The sequence below is a fragment of the Alteromonas naphthalenivorans genome (assembly GCF_000213655.1).
In the GTDB taxonomy this organism is placed as follows: Bacteria; Pseudomonadota; Gammaproteobacteria; order Enterobacterales; family Alteromonadaceae; genus Alteromonas; species Alteromonas naphthalenivorans.
On the sequence record NC_015554.1, the window covers coordinates 1,702,734 to 1,724,304 of the forward strand.

The 21,571-nt window shown below is 43.8% G+C and carries 12 protein-coding genes and 1 pseudogene; 12 read left to right on the plus strand and 1 reads right to left on the minus strand.

Annotation, left to right across the window (positions count from 1 at the left end; genetic code table 11):
- Positions 1 to 7 precede the first annotated feature (7 nt).
- Together sucC and sucD are read left to right on the plus strand one after the other, a co-directional pair.
- On the plus strand, positions 8 to 1,174 hold the full coding sequence (sucC, locus tag AMBT_RS07370; protein ID WP_013783985.1) for an ADP-forming succinate--CoA ligase subunit beta: 1,167 nt from the start codon (positions 8 to 10) through the stop codon (positions 1,172 to 1,174).
- Positions 1,174 to 2,046, plus strand: coding sequence for a succinate--CoA ligase subunit alpha (sucD, locus tag AMBT_RS07375; protein ID WP_013783986.1), 873 nt, complete (start codon positions 1,174 to 1,176; stop codon positions 2,044 to 2,046). The genes sucC and sucD overlap by 1 nt, the downstream gene beginning before the upstream one ends.
- 224 nt (positions 2,047 to 2,270) lie before the next feature.
- Here sucD and AMBT_RS23070 read toward each other — a convergent pair whose 3' ends face one another.
- Positions 2,271 to 2,399, minus strand: a complete 129-nt coding sequence (locus AMBT_RS23070) for a hypothetical protein (protein WP_257720343.1) — start codon at positions 2,397 to 2,399, stop codon at positions 2,271 to 2,273.
- 59 nt (positions 2,400 to 2,458) lie between these two features.
- On the opposite strand from AMBT_RS23070, the gene AMBT_RS07380 reads away from it, so the two are divergent.
- From AMBT_RS07380 to AMBT_RS07430, 10 genes and pseudogenes are all read left to right on the plus strand, one after another.
- Complete coding sequence (locus tag AMBT_RS07380; RefSeq protein ID WP_013783988.1) at positions 2,459 to 4,969, plus strand: TonB-dependent receptor; 2,511 nt, start codon at positions 2,459 to 2,461, stop codon at positions 4,967 to 4,969.
- Between the two features lie 58 nt (positions 4,970 to 5,027).
- Positions 5,028 to 6,196, plus strand: a protein-coding gene (locus AMBT_RS07390; RefSeq protein ID WP_085929700.1) for an IS3-like element ISAma1 family transposase whose coding sequence is annotated in 2 segments (ribosomal slippage) — positions 5,028 to 5,277 and positions 5,277 to 6,196 — 1,170 coding nt in all. Because the reading frame shifts where the segments join, the coding sequence is not laid out codon by codon here.
- A 34-nt stretch (positions 6,197 to 6,230) separates the two neighbouring features.
- Positions 6,231 to 6,527: pseudogene (locus tag AMBT_RS07395) on the plus strand (TonB-dependent receptor); the annotation flags it as partial.
- Positions 6,528 to 6,684: 157 nt separating this feature from the next.
- Positions 6,685 to 8,271, plus strand: a complete 1,587-nt coding sequence (locus AMBT_RS07400; protein WP_013783990.1) for a tryptophan halogenase family protein — start codon at positions 6,685 to 6,687, stop codon at positions 8,269 to 8,271.
- A gap of 342 nt (positions 8,272 to 8,613) precedes the next feature.
- Positions 8,614 to 11,730: a TonB-dependent receptor gene (locus AMBT_RS07405; protein WP_013783991.1), complete on the plus strand. Its 3,117-nt coding sequence runs from the start codon at positions 8,614 to 8,616 to the stop codon at positions 11,728 to 11,730.
- Positions 11,731 to 11,816: 86 nt separating this feature from the next.
- Positions 11,817 to 16,181, plus strand: coding sequence for an alpha-1,6-glucosidase domain-containing protein (locus AMBT_RS07410; protein WP_232363205.1), 4,365 nt, complete (start codon positions 11,817 to 11,819; stop codon positions 16,179 to 16,181).
- A 372-nt stretch (positions 16,182 to 16,553) separates the two neighbouring features.
- Positions 16,554 to 17,420, plus strand: coding sequence for a patatin-like phospholipase family protein (locus tag AMBT_RS07415; RefSeq protein ID WP_013783993.1), 867 nt, complete (start codon positions 16,554 to 16,556; stop codon positions 17,418 to 17,420).
- A gap of 159 nt (positions 17,421 to 17,579) precedes the next feature.
- Positions 17,580 to 18,104, plus strand: a complete 525-nt coding sequence (locus tag AMBT_RS07420) for an RNA methyltransferase (protein ID WP_041452518.1) — start codon at positions 17,580 to 17,582, stop codon at positions 18,102 to 18,104.
- 39 nt (positions 18,105 to 18,143) lie between these two features.
- Complete coding sequence (locus tag AMBT_RS07425) at positions 18,144 to 19,091, plus strand: PEP-CTERM/exosortase system-associated acyltransferase (protein ID WP_148259084.1); 948 nt, start codon at positions 18,144 to 18,146, stop codon at positions 19,089 to 19,091.
- A 186-nt stretch (positions 19,092 to 19,277) separates the two neighbouring features.
- Entirely contained in the window at positions 19,278 to 21,368 is a 2,091-nt protein-coding gene (locus AMBT_RS07430) for an alpha-amylase family protein (protein ID WP_417874136.1), read from the plus strand.
- Positions 21,369 to 21,571 lie beyond the last annotated feature (203 nt).

Here is a 21,571-nt window from a genome sequence, read left to right on the forward strand (position 1 = left end):
AAACACCATGAATTTGCATGAATACCAAGGTAAGCAGCTATTCAAAGAATACGGTCTACCTGTTTCTGAAGGATACGCAGCAGACACTCCTGAAAGTGCTGTAGAGGCCGCTAACCGCATTGGCGGTAGTGAGTGGGTAGTAAAATGTCAGGTCCACGCAGGTGGTCGCGGTAAAGCAGGTGGCGTTAAGTTAGTAAAAGATACTGGCGCAATTAAAGCTTTCGCAGAAAACTGGCTTGGCAAAAATTTGGTGACTTTCCAGACTGACGAAAATGGTCAGCCTGTGAGCAAAATCCTTGTTGAAACTTGCACAGATATCGCTAACGAATTGTACCTTGGTGCAGTAGTTGACCGCACAACCCGTCGTGTTGTGTTTATGGCTTCTACTGAAGGTGGCGTTGAGATTGAAACTGTTGCTGAAGAAACACCAGAGAAAATTCTTAAAGCTGAAATCGACCCAATTGTTGGTGCTCAGCCTTACCAAGCACGCGAAATGGCGTTTAAACTTGGTCTTTCTGGCGTTCAAATCAAACAATTCACTAAGATTTTCCTTGGCCTAGCTAAGATGTTTGAAGATCTTGATGTTGCATTGATTGAAATTAACCCGCTTGTCATTAAAGAAGATGGTGACCTTCACTGTCTTGACGCTAAGCTAGCAATCGACGGCAACGCGTTATATCGCCAGCCTAAAGTTAAAGCTATGCAAGATCCTACTCAAGAAGATGCACGTGAAGCGCATGCTGCTGAGTTCGAACTTAACTATGTTGCGCTAGACGGTAACGTAGGTTGTATGGTTAACGGTGCCGGCCTAGCAATGGGTACAATGGACATCGTAAACCTACACGGTGGCAAGCCAGCTAACTTCCTTGATGTTGGTGGCGGCGCGACTAAAGAACGTGTTGCAGAAGCATTCAAAATCATCTTATCTGACGACAACGTTAAAGCTGTTTTAGTTAACATCTTCGGCGGTATCGTTCGTTGTGACATGATTGCTGAAGGTATCATTGGCGCCGTTAAAGAAGTTGGCGTTAGTGTTCCTGTTGTTGTACGTCTTGAAGGTACAAACGCAGAGCTTGGCCGTGAAGTTCTAGCGAACTCAGGTCTTGATATCATTGCTGCTGAGTCGCTAACTGATGCAGCAGAGAAAGTTGTTGCTGCTGCGGAGGGCAAATAATGTCTGTATTAATTAACAAAGATACCAAAGTAATCTGTCAAGGTTTCACTGGTGGTCAAGGTACTTTCCACTCTGAGCAAGCTATTGCTTACGGTACGCAAATGGTTGGTGGTGTTACACCAGGCAAAGGCGGCACTGAGCACCTAGGTCTTCCAGTATTCAATACAGTACGTGAAGCGGTAGAAGCAACAGGCGCAACTGCGACTGTTATCTATGTACCTGCTGCATTCTGTAAAGATTCAATCGTTGAAGCTGCTGATGCTGGTATCGAGCTTATCGTTTGTATTACTGAAGGTATTCCTACGCTAGATATGCTTTACGTTAAAGAATACGTAAATGCTAAAGGCGTTCGCATGATTGGTCCTAACTGCCCAGGTGTTATTACTCCTGGAGAGTGTAAGATTGGTATCATGCCTGGTCACATCCATAAGCCTGGTAAAGTAGGTATTGTTTCTCGCTCTGGTACACTTACGTACGAAGCCGTTAAGCAAACTACTGACGAAGGTTTCGGCCAGTCTAGCTGTGTTGGTATCGGTGGAGACCCAATTCCTGGTTCTAACTTCATCGACATCCTACAGTTGTTCCAAGACGATCCTCAAACAGAAGCTATCGTTATGATTGGTGAAATTGGTGGTACAGCAGAAGAAGAAGCTGCTGAATTCATCAAAGCTAACGTAACTAAGCCTGTTGTTTCTTACATTGCGGGTGTTACTGCACCTGAAGGTAAGCGTATGGGTCACGCTGGTGCAATCATTGCTGGCGGTAAAGGTACAGCTGATGAGAAATTTAAAGCACTAGAAGACGCGGGCGTTAAAACAGTTCGCTCTCTTGCTGAAATCGGCAAGGCACTTCGCGAAACTACGGGTTGGTAGTTGGCAAAGTGCACGTAAGTGTTTAAGTGAAGCCCGCTAATTAGCGGGCTTTTTTGTGTCTTTCTATTGGTGTTTTATAAAAAAGTCTAAGCAGAAAAATTCTGCTTTTTAAACTTTCGTCCTCACTGTTTGCGCCCTCGCATAACCCTTCAAAAAATACCTTTATGACGTAACAAAATTACAACATAAAACAAGTTTGGTGGCGAATTTACGTAATTTTGTTGTTAAATTTCAATAATTTCATAACGGTTAATGTTAATGGGGTGTTGAATATTTTCTATGAATACGTATGCAAGCAATTGTGCAAAGCCCGTGTGCTCTATAGGATTGTCAGCGACTGGATACATTGTCATTCGATTGTCATAAAAATAACAAAAAGACAACAAATATAACTGAATGGGACACCTGTTTTATGAAACAATTTAAACCAAATCTCATCAAGGTTGCGCTGATCACTGGTGGCGTAGCTTTTGGTTGTTCGCCTACATTTGCACAAGAAACAAATTCAGAAGCAGCTGATGAAGCTAATGTTGAAGTTATTCAAGTTAGCGGTATACGTGGCAGCTTGCAACGCGCTCAAGCGATTAAAATGGATAGCACCTCCATTGTTGAAGCGTTATCCGCAGAAGACATCGGTAAATTACCAGACACAAGTATTGCAGAATCTATTTCACGTTTGCCTGGCTTAGCTGGTGAGCGTAGAAACGGACGTACAAGTGGTATTTCAGTACGTGGTTTCAACGAAAACTACGTAGGTACATCACTTAACGGCCGTGAATTATTAGGTATGGGCGACAACCGCGGCGTTGAATTCGACCTTTACCCAACTGAGATCATTTCTAGTATCGTTGTTTATAAAACAGCAGAAGCTGGCATGACCACCCAAAATATTGGTGGTTCAATTGACCTTCAAACCATTAGTCCGCTTGCAGCAAAAAGTACATTCGCTATTAATGGCTCGTATGAAAAGAATGCTGAAGATTCTCCTAACCCAGATTTTGACAACAACGGACATCGTATTTCAGTAAACTACGTTGACCAATTTGCTGACGATACTATCGGTCTTGCACTGACTGTTGCTAGCATGGAGTCACCACGTCAAGAACAACATTTCCGTGGTTGGGGCTATGCAGGCGCGAATGCTGATAATGCAGCAGCCGGTGTAGATGTGGCAGAAGGAACTACTATTTTAGGTGGTCACGACTCTTTTGCACGTTCAGCAATGTTAGAGCGTGATTCTATCGCCGCTGTAGTTGAATGGGCGCCTACTGATAAACTAAATGTTCAAGTAGATGCGCTTTATATCGACTTCGTAGAAGATGACGTTCGTCGGGGTCTTGAAGAAGGTGGTGCTGAATGGGGAACTGGCGAATATACCATTACTGGTGTTGAAAACGGTTTAGTAACATCAGGTTACTACGATGGCTTCTATTCAGTTATTCGTAATGATGCTCGTACTCAAGAAGCTGATTTAACGACGGTAGGCGTGAACGCAGAATACATCTTAAATGATAACTGGACCTTAGAGTTCGACTACTCTACCGGTAAAGTTGAAAAAGACATTATCGATGTAGAAAGTTATTCAGGCGTAGGCCGTGCAGGAATTGATGGACGTCCTATTACTGCTCGTAGCTGGGAAATGACGTCTACCGGCGCGGTATATTCTGATCACCCAAGCATTGCACCTGTTGACCTTACTGATGAAAGCTTAATTCGTCTTGCAGGTCCACAAGCATGGGGCGCACCTATTATTGGCGCAGACGCACAAGATGGTTTTGTTAACCAACCAAACTATGAAGAAGACCTAGATACTTACCGCTTTGATGCAAAAGGGTACGTTGAATGGGGCGTAGTAACTGGCATGTCTGCGGGCGTTATCTACTCAGATCGTAGCAAAACCAAAGAAAACAACGGTGCATATTTAACTGCCCCTAGCTATCCTGGTGATGCGGCTATTCCAGATGTACTAGGCGTAGTACCTCTAGATTTCATCGGTATAGACGGCATTCTAGCGTATGATTCACTTGGTCTGTTCCAAAGTGGTTATTACACAGCGACTGATGCCAAGCTGGTACAAAACGATCGCTTAGGTGATAGCTATACAGTTGATGAAGAGTTGCTGACTTTCTACACTAAATTTGATTTGGAAACGGAAATAGGTGATGTTTATATTCGCGGTAACGTGGGTGTACAAGTGGTTAGTGCTGACCAACAATCGACTGGATTCTCAACTACGTCAGATGCTGAAGGCATGACAGTAGCGGTACCGGTTTCTGGCGGCGCTGATTACACTGATGTACTACCAACACTTAACCTTTCTGCAGAAGTAGCTGAAGGCCAGTTTGTACGTTTCGCATTGGGTAAAGTGATTTCAAGACCACGTATGGACGATATGCGTCCAAATACACAGGCGTCTTTCGCGTTTAATGATAACCAAATTACCAGTACCGATCCTGAAAATGGTCCTTGGAGTGGTAGCTCAGGTAACCCTGAACTTAAGCCTCTTGAAGCTAACCAGTTGGATATTGCTTATGAAAACTACTTCTCAGATACGGGTTATGTAGCGGCATCATTCTTCTATAAAGATATTAAAAACTGGCATCGCGATACTAGCGTACTAACGGATTTCTCTGATGTTTACATTCCTGATTTACACCAAGGGTCAGAAGGGCAAACGCCTGCTACTTTCTTAGGTTCAGTCGGTAGTGTACTGGATGGTTTTGAAGGTTATGTGCGCGGTTATGAACTTCAAGGTTCATTACCAGGTGAATTGCTTCACGACTCACTTGAAGGCTTTGGCTTGTTCGCAAGTGCCACCTTCATGGAAGGTGAAGTAGACGCAGCACCAACGCAAACTGAAACCCGAATTCCAGGCTTGTCTGAAGAGTCATACAGTATGACGTTCTTTTACGAAAGCGATTGACGTGCTCCAATAGATTCACACACCCAGTTAAGAGATAATTATCTCAACTGGAGTGTATATGAAAACCCGAAAAAGCTACTCGAAAGAATTCAAACTGGATGCGGTGAGTCTGGTTACAGAACAAAATTACAAGATTACTGAGGCTGCTCGCAGTCTTGGTATCAGTGCCAATATGTTAGGCCGCTGGCTTAAAGAGCAAGAATCAGAAGGGGCTCACGCATTTCGTGGCAATGGTAAGTTGACGCCCGAGCAGGAAGAAATTCGCCAACTGCGAGCAGAGAATAAGCGCCTGAAAATGGAGAAAGAGATCTTAAAAAAGGCAACGGTCTTCTTTGCCAAAGAAACCAAGTAAAATACGGTTTCATCACCCAACATAAGAAGACCTGGCCGATTAGCCTGATGTGCGAGATTCTTGGTGTCAGTCGCTGTAATTACTATAGTGCCGTGCGACGCAAGGAACACATTGAACCGGATCCGCAACATGATGAGTTAATTGAGTGGGTACAGAAAGTAGCAGATGCCAGTGACTTTACCTATGGCGTAAGACGTATGAAACGCGCGTTGAATTCGCTTGGTTATCCGGTTGGAAAACAGCGAACGAGAGCCTTGATGAAAGAAGCTGGAGTGAGCGTCAGACGACGTAGAAAATACAAAGTCACGACTAACAGCGACCATCAGCAACCTGTCTTCGATAACGTGCTGTCACGCGACTTTGATGCTCAAAAGCCAGACCAGGCGTATGTCTCTGACATTACCTACATCTGGACGCAAGAAGGCTGGCTGTATCTGGCCGTAGTGATTGACTTATTCTCACGAAAAATCGTGGGCTGGAGTATGGCATCGCGGATGAATGCCCAGCTTGTGTGTGATGCCTTAACGATGGCTTTGTGGCAACGTAAACCTAAAGTGGGCCTGATACATCATTCGGATCGCGGCTCTCAATACGCAAGCCGACAATTTAGACAGTTACTGACGCAATACAAGGTAACAGGTAGCATGAGCAGGAAAGGTGATTGTTGGGACAATGCCGTCGTAGAAAGCTTCTTCGGCACATTGAAACAAGAGCGAGTGCAGTGGCGTCACTACCAGAGTCGCCGTGCTGCCCAGCAGGATATTCTGCAATACATCACTATGTTTTATAACAGTCAGCGAATGCACTCATATCTGGATTACAAGAGTCCAAATCAATATGAGGCTGACATGGCTAACTTACAAAAAGCGGCTTAACTGGGTTGTGTGATTTTGGTTGACCACGTCAGATGGTTTCGAGTTCCGTGTTGCGGCAACTAAGCGTGATGATTACTTAACGGAAGAACGTGGTACTAGCTTGGCATTGGTAGATGCTACTAAGCAAGGCGGTACCTTGGTTGATGCCCAAATCGGATACGACTTTAGTGAGTCTGGTATTGAGTCTCTGGAAGGCCTACGTGTTACTTTCCAAGCGCAAAACCTAACTGATGAAGATGATATTCAAGCGTCACAGGCGGATTCTCGTCAAATTACGCAATATCAATCTTACGGTACTAACTACTTGTTGGGCTTTAACTATACCTTCTAATGGTTGAGCGAAAGCTAACATTAGAATAAATACAAACCACCTTGTTGTTTCAGCGCTCGAATATGCATTTTGGCGGCGAAGCAAAAGGTGGTTTTTTTATTGTAAAAAGACAGGCAAACCATCTACAGTGTGGTGAAGTAAGTAGTAAGGGCTGAGTATGGTAGTAGCAAATAAAACAGCAGCGAATCAACAGGCAACCGATCAATATTCAAGGGATCACCAAGAAGCCAAGCAAACGCCGGTAAAACGGGTTGTGGTTGCTGGCGGCGGCACAGCAGGGTGGCTAACAGCGGCGTTGCTCAAAAAAGTCATTGGCGACGCAGTGAATATTACCCTGGTCGAATCTGAGGCTATTGGCACAGTAGGCGTAGGCGAGGCCACCATCCCGCCCATTAGACTAGTTAATCAAGTGCTGGGTATTGACGAGGCCACTTTTCTTCGCGATACCAAGGCCACCATTAAGCTGGCAATTCGCTTTGAAAACTGGAAGCAACAGGGGCAACAGTACTACCACACGTTTGGTGCGCCAGGCAAAAGCATGGCGTTCTGTCATTTCTATCACTTCTGGCTAAAAGCACGTCAGCAAGGTTTAAAACATGATTTGTGGGAATATGACCTTAACTATTTAGCGGCTGAGGCAGGTAAATTTGCACGTATTAACGCGAAAGACCCGGTCTTAGAGCTCCCTTTTGCTTATCATTTTGACGCTTCATTATATGCTAAATACCTGCGTAAACTTAGCGAGGGGCTGGGCGTTAAACGTGTTGAAGGTAAAATCAGCTACGTATCAAGACACAAACACAGTGGGAATGTAAAAGCATTACATCTCGAAAATGGCCATGCCATTGAAGGGGACTTGTTTATTGACTGTACAGGTTTTCGAGGGCTGTTAATTAATGAAACGCTGGGGGCAGGCTATGATGACTGGTCTCATTTATTACCTTGTGACTCCGCCATTGCTGTACCTTCTGAACGCCATGAAAATACCGCACCCTTCACCCGTTCTATCGCGCACAGTGCTGGTTGGCAATGGCGAATTCCTTTACAACATCGTAATGGCAATGGTCACGTATATAGTTCACGCTATATGAGTGATAGCCAAGCCCACGACACCTTGATGGCTAACCTTGACACTAAACCACTGGGCGATCCTAAATTCATTAAATTTACTACTGGCCGTCGTAGACAACAGTGGTATAAAAATGTGGTCGCGGTAGGGCTTTCTTCTGGCTTCTTAGAGCCTCTGGAGTCTACCAGTATTCACCTTATTCAATCAGCTATCGTGAGGTTAATTAAGCTTTTCCCGCACCAAGGTATCTCAGAGAGTGCGGTTAAAGAATACAACGCACAATCAAAAGTAGAATTTGAACAAATACGAGATTTTCTAGTATTACATTATTGTTTAAATGAACGCGAAGACAGTGATTTTTGGCGAGATATGCGCCATTTAACCTTGCCAGATTCGTTAACTCACAAAATGGCGTTGTTCAAACAAAATGGCAATTTAGTGCGTGAACAAAATGACTTATTTTTAGAGAGCTCTTGGCTGCAAGTTATGTATGGGCAAGGGCTAGTCCCTGAAGACTATCATGGGTTAGCGAATAGCTTTTCAGATGAGAAAACGCAAGCCATGCTATCGTCGTTGTATAACATAAAGCGTGAACCATTAGCATCGCTACCCACTCATGACGCATACATTCAATCAATGATTGATAGTGCAAATAAAACGTCTGTAAGCTTTTAATTTAATTGGCCTGTGCGCTGTGATGCAAGTTACTGTGCCTTGCTGTAAATCACCATAAATCGCGCCTCGTTATTTAACATTCCGAAGCCGTCAACTATTCTACTTTCCCCTTAAGAATTTCTTGAGGGGGACTTTCCTCATTGCAATTCAATATCTTACTTATCCTGATTAAGTTAGCCACTGCTAATATTTAATTTTGTGTAAATTTAATGTAAATGAATACGTATGCATAGTGTTGCTCTCTTTTTATACAACCCGATACTATTTATGGCAGAACCATAAGTGACGGGTTTGGGTGTGGTATTCCCAAACCGTTGATAAAAAATAAGGAACGGGGCACCAATGAGAACATTCAAAATTAAGCCCATCATGGTGGCGTTGGTCAGCAGCGGGTTGGCATTTACTTTGCCTACATACGCTCAACAAACGCAAGAAGACACCATTGATGAAGTCAGCGAATCTGCGATAAATAGTAACAATCAATCGGGTAGCCAATTAACAGGTGAAGATATACCGGTCAACGATATATCCGAGGAAACGCTCGAACGCATAGAGGTGAGGGGGTTTAGTACTAGCCTCATACAATCACTCAACCAAAAGCGTTTTTCTGACACGGTGTCAGAACAAATTTCTGCTGATGATTTGGGCGGTTTGCCTGATGTATCTATGGCAGATGCGCTTACCCGATTGCCAGGTATATCTGCAGTTCGTACAGGGGGCCAAGCGGCCGAGATTAACATTCGTGGTTTAGCGGGTGACTTTGTGTTCTCTACATTAAATGGACGTGAGCAAGTGTCTACCAGTGGAAGCAGAGCCATTGAGTTCGACCAGTACCCCTCAGAGTTAATCACCGAAGCGAGTGTATATAAATCGCCTAAAGCATCACTCATTGAAGGGGGGATCGCTGGAACGGTAGAACTCAAGACAGCAAGCCCGTTAGTCATGGAGGAGCAGCATAAGTTCAGTGCCAATATGCGTGGCATGTATAACGACCGAGCCAGTGAGATATCGGACGCGAGTGAATTTGGTCATCGATTGAGCTTTTCCTATCAAGGAAAGTTTATGGACGACACCGTCGGTTTATCCCTAGGTTATGCACGCTTATTCCAACCCAGTGTTTCTACTCAGTTTGTGGGTTTAGCGTATAACGGGGCTGTTGATGTAGATGGTATTGAAGGTGATAACGACAGAGCTGGCACCGACTGCCCAGAATGTGAGCTTATTTCTGAAGGCTTTGAGATTCAACATAAAGGTGGCGAGCAAACTCGCGACGGTTACGTTGCAGCCATAGAGTGGGCACCATTAGAAAATTTCACCTTAAAAGCTGATGCGTTTATCTCTAAGTTCGATTCAGAAGAATTTGCCCGCGGGTATCGAGTCAAACTAGGGGGGATAACAGCTGGCATCACGAACCCTGTTGTTGTGAACAATAGTGTGATTGGTGGCACTTTCTCACGAACAGACAGTAGCTTTACTCGAGTCGAGCTAGTTAACGACGACAACCAAGATTTCGATAGCGTTGAAAACTTTGGTATTAACGCAGATTGGGAAATTAGTGCTGACTTATCGGTACAGTTTGATGTGTCACGCTCTACTGCGAAAAGTGATTTCCGTAATGGCTTGTTGTGGTCATTAGTCAGCGAAGATGCCAACGCTGTCAGTCCAGTGTTTGATGAGAACGTTCAAATCTCGTATTTGTTAAATGGCAACAACCTTCCTGATTTAGCCTTCAATCAAGCAGATGCATTTTCCGATATCGATAGGGTGATGGTCAGTAAATACGGCATTTATCCGTTTGTTAACAAAGACGAACTCGATGCTTATAAAGTCGATTTCCAATACTTTGTGGATATGCCTATTGTAACTGGTTTGGAGTTTGGCTATCGCTATTCCGATAGAGAGTACAGTAACGATCGTTCGGTATTTGAATACGGAAACGACAGTGCGTTTTCTGCAAGTGAGCCACCGCTGCGTTTAACGGATGATATGGTAGAGCAAGTTGATTGGGCTGGCGATTTTAGCTATTTCCCAAGCTATTTGTCGGTAGATTTAAACAGTGCGCTTAATGCATGGTTTCCGAGCGGCTACCCTCAACCAGTACAAACCTGGGGGGCTGGAGCAGCAGGTGTGATTAATGGCCCAGGTACAGGGCCATCTACTTCTTGGACTATGCAGGAAAGTGGGCAGGTATTTGAAACCGTAAACTCTGCATATTTGATGGCGGGACTCAGTACTGAGATTGCGGGTATGCCTGTAACCGGTAATGTGGGGGTTCGTTACGTAAAAACAAAACAAAGCTCTACCACTTACCAGCGTGCCACTTCATTAATTACCGATCCAGAAACCGGTGTCACAGTTGAAGTCAGTGATCCCACTGCTGGCGCGCAAAACATTACTGACGATGCTGGCCTCATTAACAACTTTTATCGCTTCACAACGCTTACTCACGAATACGACGATGTGTTGCCGTCTATCAACCTAAATTTTGCGCTGACAGATAATACGCAACTAAGAGTAGCCGCAGCAAAAGTGATGGGCCGTGCGCCTATTAATAGATTTGCGGCAAATGCTTCTACCACCGTTGAAACGGTAACCGCTGTACAGGATAGAGACTCCGGGGAAGTGACCTTGTCGCAACCTACCGCCAAGGTAAACGGCAACGCAACAAATAGCCCTTACCTAGAACCTTTTTATGCCACCCAATACGATATTTCATGGGAATACTATTTTGAGGATACCGAAGGGGCGTTAATACTGGCGGCATTCTACAAAGATATAGAATCTTTTATCGAAGAAATTAATATAGAACCTTATGACTTTAGTGGCAACGGCATTGCGGTTCCAGCGTCGGTTCAGGTTCCTGTGTATCTTGAACCTGAATTTGTAGGGCAAGAGGCTGAGTTGTCACGGGATGCTGATGGCAACCCTATTTTTGTTACCGTCCCTACAGAAAATGGCAGCTATAGCACGGCGGTAAATAACGCTGAAGGTGGCTATATTCGCGGTGTTGAAATTGCCTACACTGAAATTTATAGCATGTTGCCAAGCTTCTGGTCTGGTTTAGGGGTAACGGCGAGTTACTCATACACGGAAAGTGAAATTCAACGTACGCTAAGTAGTTCGGTGTATTCAGATAGCTTGCCTGGGTTATCTGAAAATGTCGCCACGGTAACGCTATTTTGGGAGTACGAAGGGTTTGAAACTCGCTTATCTGGGCGTTATCGCGATTTCTTTGTGTCTGAGCAAGTGGCTGTAAACGATCAAACCGTAAATTTTGATTCTGAACTGGTTGTCGATTACCAAGCGTCCTATGAAATTAACGACAATTGGAGCGTATTGTTTCAAGTTAACAACGTTACTGACGAACCTACCAAGAGCTATTTCACCTCTTCTGAACAAACCGGCACCATCCAGTTTTTCGGAACGCAGTATTACTTGGGGATGACATACCAATTATGAGCATTTTACCTATCTGCCAGAAACTGAAACCAAAGGCTATCGCTGCCAATACTGCGTTTACGAAAAAGAAAAATTTGGAGTTATCCATGTTAACAAAACCCTTATCGACGCCAATGCCCACCCTGAAGGTATGGCGCATTGCGGCGCTTATCCTAACGGCGCTCTTTATAGTAGGTTGTGGGGGCTCAGGTGTTGAGTCTGGCTCGAACAATTTACTGACTTGTAATGTACCAAACGTACCTAATGCAGACGGCACAGCGTGCGTCGCGCCACCGCCTATTCAATGTGATGCACCCACGGTGCCTAATGAAACTAATGATGCGTGTGTAGTTGGCGCCGATCCGAGTTTGCCACTACCGGTGTTTTTCCCTGCCGATAATCAAGCAGTTTTATACTACAACCGCGCGGCAGTTGATGCTGATAATTCCACAACCGACCCCGCGTACGAGGGCTGGCGTTTGCATACATGGAACAATGATGAATGCGACGCTTATGCCGATGCAGATACTGACTGGGCCAATGGGCGTCAACATACGGGTATCGACCCTAATTATGGTGCGTATTGGGTATTAGATTTAAAAGACAATTTTGATAACTGCCACAATTTTATCATTCACTTAGGCACTGACGATGCCGGTAAAGAGCTGGGCGGTTCAGACTTTCAAGCTTCGCTAGTTCAAGATGACGAAACGTACGTGCGTATGAACTTTACGTTGTCAGGGGAGCCCACGTTGTTTGAATACCCCATTATGTCTCTCGGGCCACAGCCTGTAGATATAGAAGGTTTTGGTGCACATTGGTTAGATGCTAATACGATATTGTGGGATGTGGCTGATACCGTATCTACCGTGAAGCTTCACTATTCGGCGAATGCTGACTTAGAGAGTTCACTGGAAGATGGAATTAACGGCACCTCAATAGCGTTAATGCCTGCCACGTTAGATGAAAACCAAACAGCTAAAGCAGAAAACCTGGCGGCACTTCAGGCTTGGGAAGGAGAGTGGAGCCTAGAGGATGCTAAGACTGTCTTAACCACTCAAGCGGTAGTGGGTGGGTATGACAGTGACGGGGTGCTAATAGCAGCAACAGGCTTACAAAACGCAAAGGTTATTGATGATATCTTCACCGCGGGTGATGAAGATGCAAACGAAGCAAGTTTAGGTGCCGTGTATTCTGACACGGGTATTGCTGTATCGGTATGGGCCCCCACAGCGCAAAATGTAGAGTTGCTAACATACAACGACAATAAAACCCTGGCGAGTCGATACACGATGACGCGAGACACCAATACAGGTATCTGGCAATTTGAAGGCGATATGTCGCTAGACAGACAACTTTACCGCTATGAAGTTACGGTTTTTCATCCGCAAACGGGGGCGGTAGAAGTACTTGAAGTTACTGACCCTTATTCGGTAAGCCTTAGCACCAATGGCCGCTTCTCTCGCTTTGTAAACTTATCAGATGACGATTTAAAACCAGAAGGGTGGGATACTCAGAATATTCCTACGTTAGAAAACCCTGAAGATGCAGTTATTTATGAGGGCCATGTTCGTGATTTCAGTATTCGCGATATGTCTACAAGCGAAGCAAATCGTGGTAAGTACTTAGCCTTTACCGAGCAAAACACGGCGCCTGTTTTACATCTACAAAAATTGGTTGAGGCAGGCTTAAACTACTTCCATGTGCTGCCCGCAAACGATATTGCCACCATCGATGAAGACCCAACAAAGACCGTTGGTTTATTCGACACGGTTGCAGACTTATGTCGCCTTAACGCGGAAGCGGTGGTTTGTGAAGAAGAGAACAGTGCCACATTACTTATTGATGTTTACAACAGCTACGACCCTCTCGCTGAAGCAGCGAAAGCACAGCAGCTCACAAGTGACATGCGTGCTATTGATGGTTTCAACTGGGGTTACGACCCACATCATTTCAACGCACCAGAAGGTAGCTATGCATCAAATGCAGAAGGTGTAGAACGAATTGTCGAAATGCGGGCAATGATTCAAGCTCTGCATGAAATGGGGCTTCGTGTTGCGTTAGATGTGGTATATAACCATACCAATGCTTCTGGCGTGTTTGCGAAATCTGTACTGGATAAGGTTGTACCTGGCTATTTCCATCGTTATGAAACCGACACCGGCGATATTGTTCGTGAAACCTGCTGTGATGACACCGAGCCGCGTAACGTAATGATGGAAAAATTAATGCTGGATTCACTACTTGTGTGGACCGAGCATTACAAATACGATGCTTTTCGCTTTGACATCATGAGCCAAGCTTCTAAAGAGACGATGTTGCAATTGCGCAACAGCGTACAAGCATTAGATGAAGATAATTACTTCTACGGTGAGGGCTGGACACGCATCGACAGAGGTTACGAACAAGCGAACCAGCTGAATATGGCCGGTACGCAAATAGGCACGTACAACGATAGAATTCGTGAAGCTATTCGCCAAGGTAATATCTTTTCACCTGAGTCTGACGCGCTGTTAAGCGACCAAGACAAAGTGAAAATGAGCATGATAGGCACACTGCAAGACTATGTGCTTGAAACCTCGGCAGGCGTAGCTAGCAATACCAGTAACCTAGGTGGTTACGCATTAGACCCAGCCGACATTATTAATTATGTATCTAAACATGATAATGAAACCTTATGGGATCAGCTGAACTATACATTACCAATGGACATTTCGTTGAGTGAGCGCGTACGTGCACAAAACGTAGCTATCGGTATTCCGCTTGTGTCGCAAGGTATTCCATTCTTACAGATGGGCGGTGATTTACTGCGATCTAAGTCTATGGACAGAAACACCTATGACGCAGGCGATTGGTTCAATTTCGTTGATTTTACCTATGAAACCAATAACTGGAACGTGGGTTTACCGTTAGCTGAAGACAATGAAGTTCGTTGGGAAGAAATGGGTGAGTTTATTTATAGCCCAGAACGTGATGCATCTATGGCCGACATCATATTTGCGTCAGATGCATTTAACGAGTTGCTGGCCATTCGTACGGAAAGTCCGTTATTTCGTTTAACCACCGCTGACGACATCATCGACCGTATCGGCTTTCATAATATTGGTTCAAACCAGCAAAAAGGTTTGATAGCCATGAGCATTGATGACGGTGTTGCTTCTGACGCTGACACTTACGGAGAAGCCCGCGCCGATCTTGATATGCAAAATGATGCCATTGTTGTGCTAGTAAATACGGGGTACGAAACGAAATCCATTAGTATTAATACCGCAACCGGGTTTTCATTACATGCACTGCAAATGAACTCAAGTGATGAAGCGGTTCGAGGGGCAACGTTTAACGAAGCAGAAGACGGGAATGGTATTTTCACCGTTCCAGCACTGACTATTGCTGTATTTGTTAAGCCGCAATCAGGCGCACAAGGTTATGGGTTATCGGCCTACGCAACTTCTGGTGCGCCGGATGTTGTGCCTTATGGCGAGACTACGCCTTACCTTCGCGGCGATATGAACGGTTGGACGACTGATAACCCATTCATATACAAAGGTGAAGGTGTATATGAAGTGGCCGTTGCACTTGAAGGTTCCACCACTTACGGCTTCAAGTTTGCTTCAGAGGATTGGGAAACGGTTAATTTTGGTGCTGCAGAAGGTGATGATGCTGCGCTTGTAGAAACTGAGCCCAAAGTGTTGGCTAGGACCAACAATAACTTAGCATTCACGCCGGCAATAAGCGCTACTTATCTGTTTACCATTAATGCCTCGGATGCAGAGTCTCCCGTACTCAGTATTGTAAACGAGGAGCCCTATGTTGGAACGCCAGTGTATATTCGAGGTGCACTGAACGATTGGGGCACTAATAACGAACTTGAGTATCAAGGGGGGCGTATCTATAAAGTGACAATGGATATAGAACCAGGTAGTTATGAATTCAAAGTCGCTTCTGAAGATTGGGATACGGTTAACTTTGGTGCATTAAGTGCTGATGATGCAGATAGAAATGTAAACGTTGGACAGGCTACGGCCTTAGCAAGAACAAACGATAACCTGCTTTTGACCATTGAAGAAGCTGACCGCTATGTATTTGTTTTTGATGTGAATGACGAAAACAATCCAACCATAGGTGTTTACAAAGAAGCCTATTTTGGTGACACAGAAGTGTACGTCCGTGGCGGGATGAATGGGTGGGGAACCACTGACCTATTTACCTATCAGGGTGAAGGCGAATATACGGTAGACATTGAGCTCAGCGTAGGAAGTGCAGAATTCAAAGTGGCATCAGAAGATTGGAATACCGTTAACTTAGGTAACCCAAATGATGCAATATCTAACCTTGTGACCCCTGATCAACCAAAAGTGTTGGCATTTAGCAACAATAATCTTGTTGTTGAAGTAACTGAAGCGGGGCTATACGAATTTAAAGTATCTGGCCCTAATGGTCAGTCTCCTACGCTTACTGTTAGCCCTAAATAACCGTTAGCGATAAATGAGAAACTAAAGCCGTGGATTTTCACGGCTTTTTTTCATTTCTTTAAACAGTTTTTTCCATTAAACCAATCAGTTTTTTCCGCAATTTATTTTTCGAAATTCCGTCAGAATAAAAATTCGCACTATTGGAACATACTTTGCTTTATTCAACCAATGTAGTCGATAACCACCTTACACAATTGCAACATAATAAAAGTGCATGATTATGCACAATGACATGTTAGCAATAGGTGTGGATGATGATAGGTATCATTGAGTGACATTGTTTTCCTGAGCTTTCTAAAGGGCTAGGGGAGCTCCAATAGAAGGATTTAATTAAGCAGTAATTCATATATTGCTTTAACGGAGATTGAGACAATGAAATCAGCTTTAGTGGTAGAAGGTGGTGCGATGCGCGGCGTTTTTGCAGCCGGCGTATTGGATAAGTTCATGGAACAAAATTACTATCCTTTCGATTTCGCGATAGGGGTATCGGCCGGGGCAACCAACCTTTCAACCTATGTTGCTAAAATGCCAGGTCTTAGCAAGACTATCATCACGCAGTACGCCACTAAACGTGAGTTTTTTAGCCCAATGCGGTTTATAAAGGGTGGGCATATGACTGATGTACATTGGTTATGGCACCATTCTAAGAAGTCTCTGGGTATACCAGCGCCTGGTGAAGAAGCAGCAATGCCATTGTATGTAGGGATCACCAGTGTTGAGTCAGGTGAATGTGAATACATACAAGCAACGGAAGAAAATGTTGATGCGTTGATGGTAGCATCTTGTGCAATTCCAACTGCGTTTAGAGAACAACCCGTAATAAATGGCAAGCGCTATGTTGATGGTGGTGTAGCTGATGCTATACCGGTGAGAAAAGCTTATGAGATGGGGGCTCGTGATATTACTGTGGTGCTCTCTCAACCTAAGGGCTTTACAAAACCCACAGTTAAGACAGCGTGGCTATTAGAAAAAATGTATGGCGCTCAACCGGCTTTACTAGATAAGATGACAAAAAGATCAAATATTTATAATGAAACATTGAATTTTTTGTTAGATCCGCCGTCTGACTGCACGATTACTGTCATAGCGCCTGATGAAGCGTTTTGCGTTAAGCGTTTAACAATGGATAAAAAGAAATTACTGCGTGGCTACGGGCAGGGAAGACGAATGGCAAGACGAGTGATATCGAAGTCGAAAGTAGAAGCGCAAAGTACGCAAGGTAATAAAACCGTCGCGTAATTAAACTAAAGTATAACAATAATGCGCAATACCGAACTAATGAATAAACTAGAATGGCGAGTCATAGCAATAGCTAAGTGGCAGTATTAAAAGGCTATTGCGAAGCAAAATAGCAAAATAGCAAAATAATAAAATAACAGAATAATAAAAAGAGGTCGTGTGAGTTCCCTTTCGCTATCAAAGCAAACCGTAAGTATCGGATTAGTGAATCCGAAAAACCCCGTAAATGTCGCCTCTATCTTACGAGCTGCAGGCTGCTACGGAGTATCAAGTGTGTTTTACACTGGGTACAGATACCGTATTGCAAAGAACTTTAATGCTGATACGAAGGCTTTTCATAAAAAGATCCCAACTATCGGCGTTGATGACTTAAAAGAGGTCGTGCCCGAAAATGCAAGTGTAGTAGCCATAGAGCTAGTAGAAGGCGCGTTACCTTTACCAGAATTCAAACATCCTGAAAATGCAATGTACATTTTCGGACCAGAAGATGGCAGTTTAGATAAAAGCGTACTTGAGTGGTGTGACCATGTTGTTTACATACCCACGTACTCGTGTATGAATCTAGCTGCTACCGCAAACGTCGTACTTTACGATCGTTTAGCAAAATCAGAGTATATCTCAGGTAATAGCCTCATACGTGAGAGCCGGGATAATAATAATCAATCAAACTATAAATCGGTTTGAATCGTTGTATTCGAGAGTGAAATTGTGTGTGAGCACAAGGTGAACTTTTGTCATTCTTTTCAAACTAGGCCTGCTAAATCTATAGAGGACCAACAATTGAAAAAACGTGTCGCTACTTCGCTAAATAAGTTAAAAACAATTCATAGCCATATTTCTTCTAATCTGAAGAAATTGAGAAACAAAAGAAAGAAAAAACAGATGGATGAACTATCGAGTTTTTTCTTTAGTCGTTACTCACTTGTGGTAGCACAAAACAAAGAAGACCGAGAGACATGTTTCAGCACAAGACACGAAGTTTATTGTGAAGAAATGAACTTCGAAAAAGAGCGCTCTACGGGTTTAGAGATAGATCGCTATGACGATTACTCAGTTAACTGTTATATCAAACATTTACCTACAGGTGATTGTGCAGGAACGATTCGTATCATTATGCCTGCTATTCGCAACCAAGCCTTACCGCTAGAAGAAAAGTGTATTCACGCTATTGAAGACAAAGCGTTAGTGCCCGCTCAGCTTGGCAGAACTTCAATATGTGAAATTTCTCGTTTAGCTATTCCGAAGTCATTTAGAGTTAGACAGCTTAAAGCTAAAGCGCCGTTCAAACCTTCTAATAGACAGAAAATGACTAAAGCGGAAAGTGTTCTCCTAGATAATATTCCTTATTTATCTTTGGCGCTCTATTTTATAGCGTTTAGTATTTGTGTTGAGCAAAATATTGATTACGGTTATGTGCTGATGGAGCCTAAATTGGCACGCCGATTAAAAATGTTTGGGTTTGATTTTGAACGTTTGGGTGACCCAATTGACTACAACGGTTTGCGAGCTGTATATCGAATAAAGGCTGAATCGATAGAACATGGTTTAACTCCAGTGCTGCGTAGCTTTTTATTGCGTATTAAAAATGATCTTGCCGGCAGCTTAACTGAAAACATGTTTGGTTCCACCATGAAAGCTGAGGAAGAGTTTACTGCCAGTAAAGCGGCATAGTATCAGTATTATATTACGTACGGCCGTTCTTTAAAGACGACTAAAATACTACAGATTGAGGGACAAATCGAAGAACAAGGGAAACGGAACAAAGCAATCACATCGTATTAATTTAGTATTGAATACGTATGGAATTGTTTTAACATTCCCTTAACGAGTATGCTATTGGCAATTCAATGCAAAGGTATGCTTGTAGTGTTAGATATTACAAAAACAAATCACCTCCACGTGATCAAAAGTGTGGCGAAAAACGCGGCACAAACTCCTTCCCAAAGCGTTTATAAAAACGTAAATATAAGCTCGGCGGTTAAGAAATTAACGGTAGCAGTTTTATCTCTAGGCCTATTATCCTGTATTGCTTACCCACAGTCAGGTGCCAATTTCATGGAAAGTGAGAACACGAATAACTCAGTGACAGAAATTCTCCCCAATTCTGGCAAGCCTGTGGTATATCAAGTATTTACTCGATTGTTCGGGAATACGAATACAACCAATAAACCGTGGGGGACACTTAAAGAAAATGGTGTGGGGAAATTTAGTGACTTCACGCCACAGGCCCTTCAAAGTATTAAAGCGTTAGGTACCACTCATATTTGGTATACCGGTGTTCCGCATCATGCCTTAGCTACCAGCTACCTCAACATTGGAATTACTGACGATGATCCCGATGTGATTAAAGGGCGTGCTGGCTCGCCTTATGCGGTTAAAGATTATTATAACGTTAATCCTGATTTAGCAGATAACCCCGCTAACCGACTACAAGAATTCGAAGCGCTTATCCAGCGTACTCATCAACACGATATGAAAGTGGTTATCGATATAGTGCCTAACCATGTAGCGCGCCGTTATCATTCGTTTTCATCACGCCATGATAACTTTGGCGCTAACGACGATACGTCAAAAACGTATTCTCGAGATAATAATTTCTATTACATACCTAATACACCATTTGTATTGCCCGAGGGCGTTGCAGAAACTGTTTTAGGGTGCGCAGTTACTGGAAAGGATCAGCATCATTTGGTTGACGGACAGTTTGATGAATTTCCGGCTAAATGGACGGGCAACGGCAGTCGAGCACCACAGCCCGATATTAACGACTGGTATGAAACCGTTAAGATTAATTACGGCGTAAAACCCGACGGTAGCTACGACTTTCCAAAGCTACCAGAAGCCTATCGAAATATGCCTGTAGAAGAACATGCGGCTTTTTGGGCTAACAAATCATTACCTGATTCGTGGTACAAATTCAGAGACATCGCCATTTACTGGCTAGATAAAGGCGTTGATGGTTTTAGGTTCGACATGGCTGAAATGGTGCCAGTCGAATTCTGGTCATTTTTAAACAGTGCCATTAAGCAAAGAAACCCTGAGGCATTTCTACTAGCGGAAGTCTATCAACCTGATAAATATCGAGATTACATTCAGCTAGGAAAGATGGATTATCTTTACGATAAGGTTGGCTTTTATGACACCTTGAAGTCAATTGTTCGAGGTGAAGGTAAAGTGAGTGAATTGGTCAGCACGCGCAAAGACGTTGCAGACATATCTTCACACATGCTCAATTTTCTAGAAAATCATGATGAACAACGCATTCCAAGCGCTGATTTTGCGGGCAGTGCGAAGCAGGGCAAACCAGCATTAACCGTAAGTGCGTTAATAAACACCGCCCCTTTCTTACTCTATTTCGGTCAAGATGTAGGAGAGGATGGCAGTGAAGACATGGGATTTGGTAGTCCTACCCGTACCACTATATTCGATTATGCTGGCGTACCCGCCCATCAACGCTGGATGAATCTGGGGAAATTTGATGGTGGCCAGTCAACAGCTGAAGAAATATCCTTACGTCGCTTCTATGAAAATGTGATGCAAATTGCATCTAACAATACAGCCATCCGTGGTGATTTTGTGAGTTTGCATCAAGCTAATCTTAACCAAGCTGTGCTCGAAGGTAACAGTTATGAAGAACTGCAACGTGCGCGCCCTCGTGCTTATACTGAGCAACAGTTTGCCTTTATCAGGCATGCTGAAAATAACGCGATATTAGTCATAGCCAATTTTTCAAAAGAAGCAACAGGGGAGTTTACACTTACGATCCCCTCTGGCGATATGACGGAAATAAACGCACTAGGCAGGCGCTTCAATAGCACGAAGCCGATCAGCGTCAAGGCGCTGCTGCCTCATGATGATGCCACTATGACAGCCACTGACAATGGGCTTGAAATTACAATTAGCTTAGCGGGCTTAGAAAGTAAGGTATTTGATTTGGTTCCTGATTAATTCAAATATGGTTTTCTATTGTTATTCCAATGCCTAATGGAATTGAAAGAAGTTATCGAGTGGGCACTTTTTCGATGCATGCCCCGTTATGAAATTCGGTGGCCGAAAAATACACAGAGAATGTGCTTAAAACATGCTTATCCAAGCCTTCGCTGGCTATTTCATACTCATCCTCAAGGTGAATACGTATGCATAGGATTGGC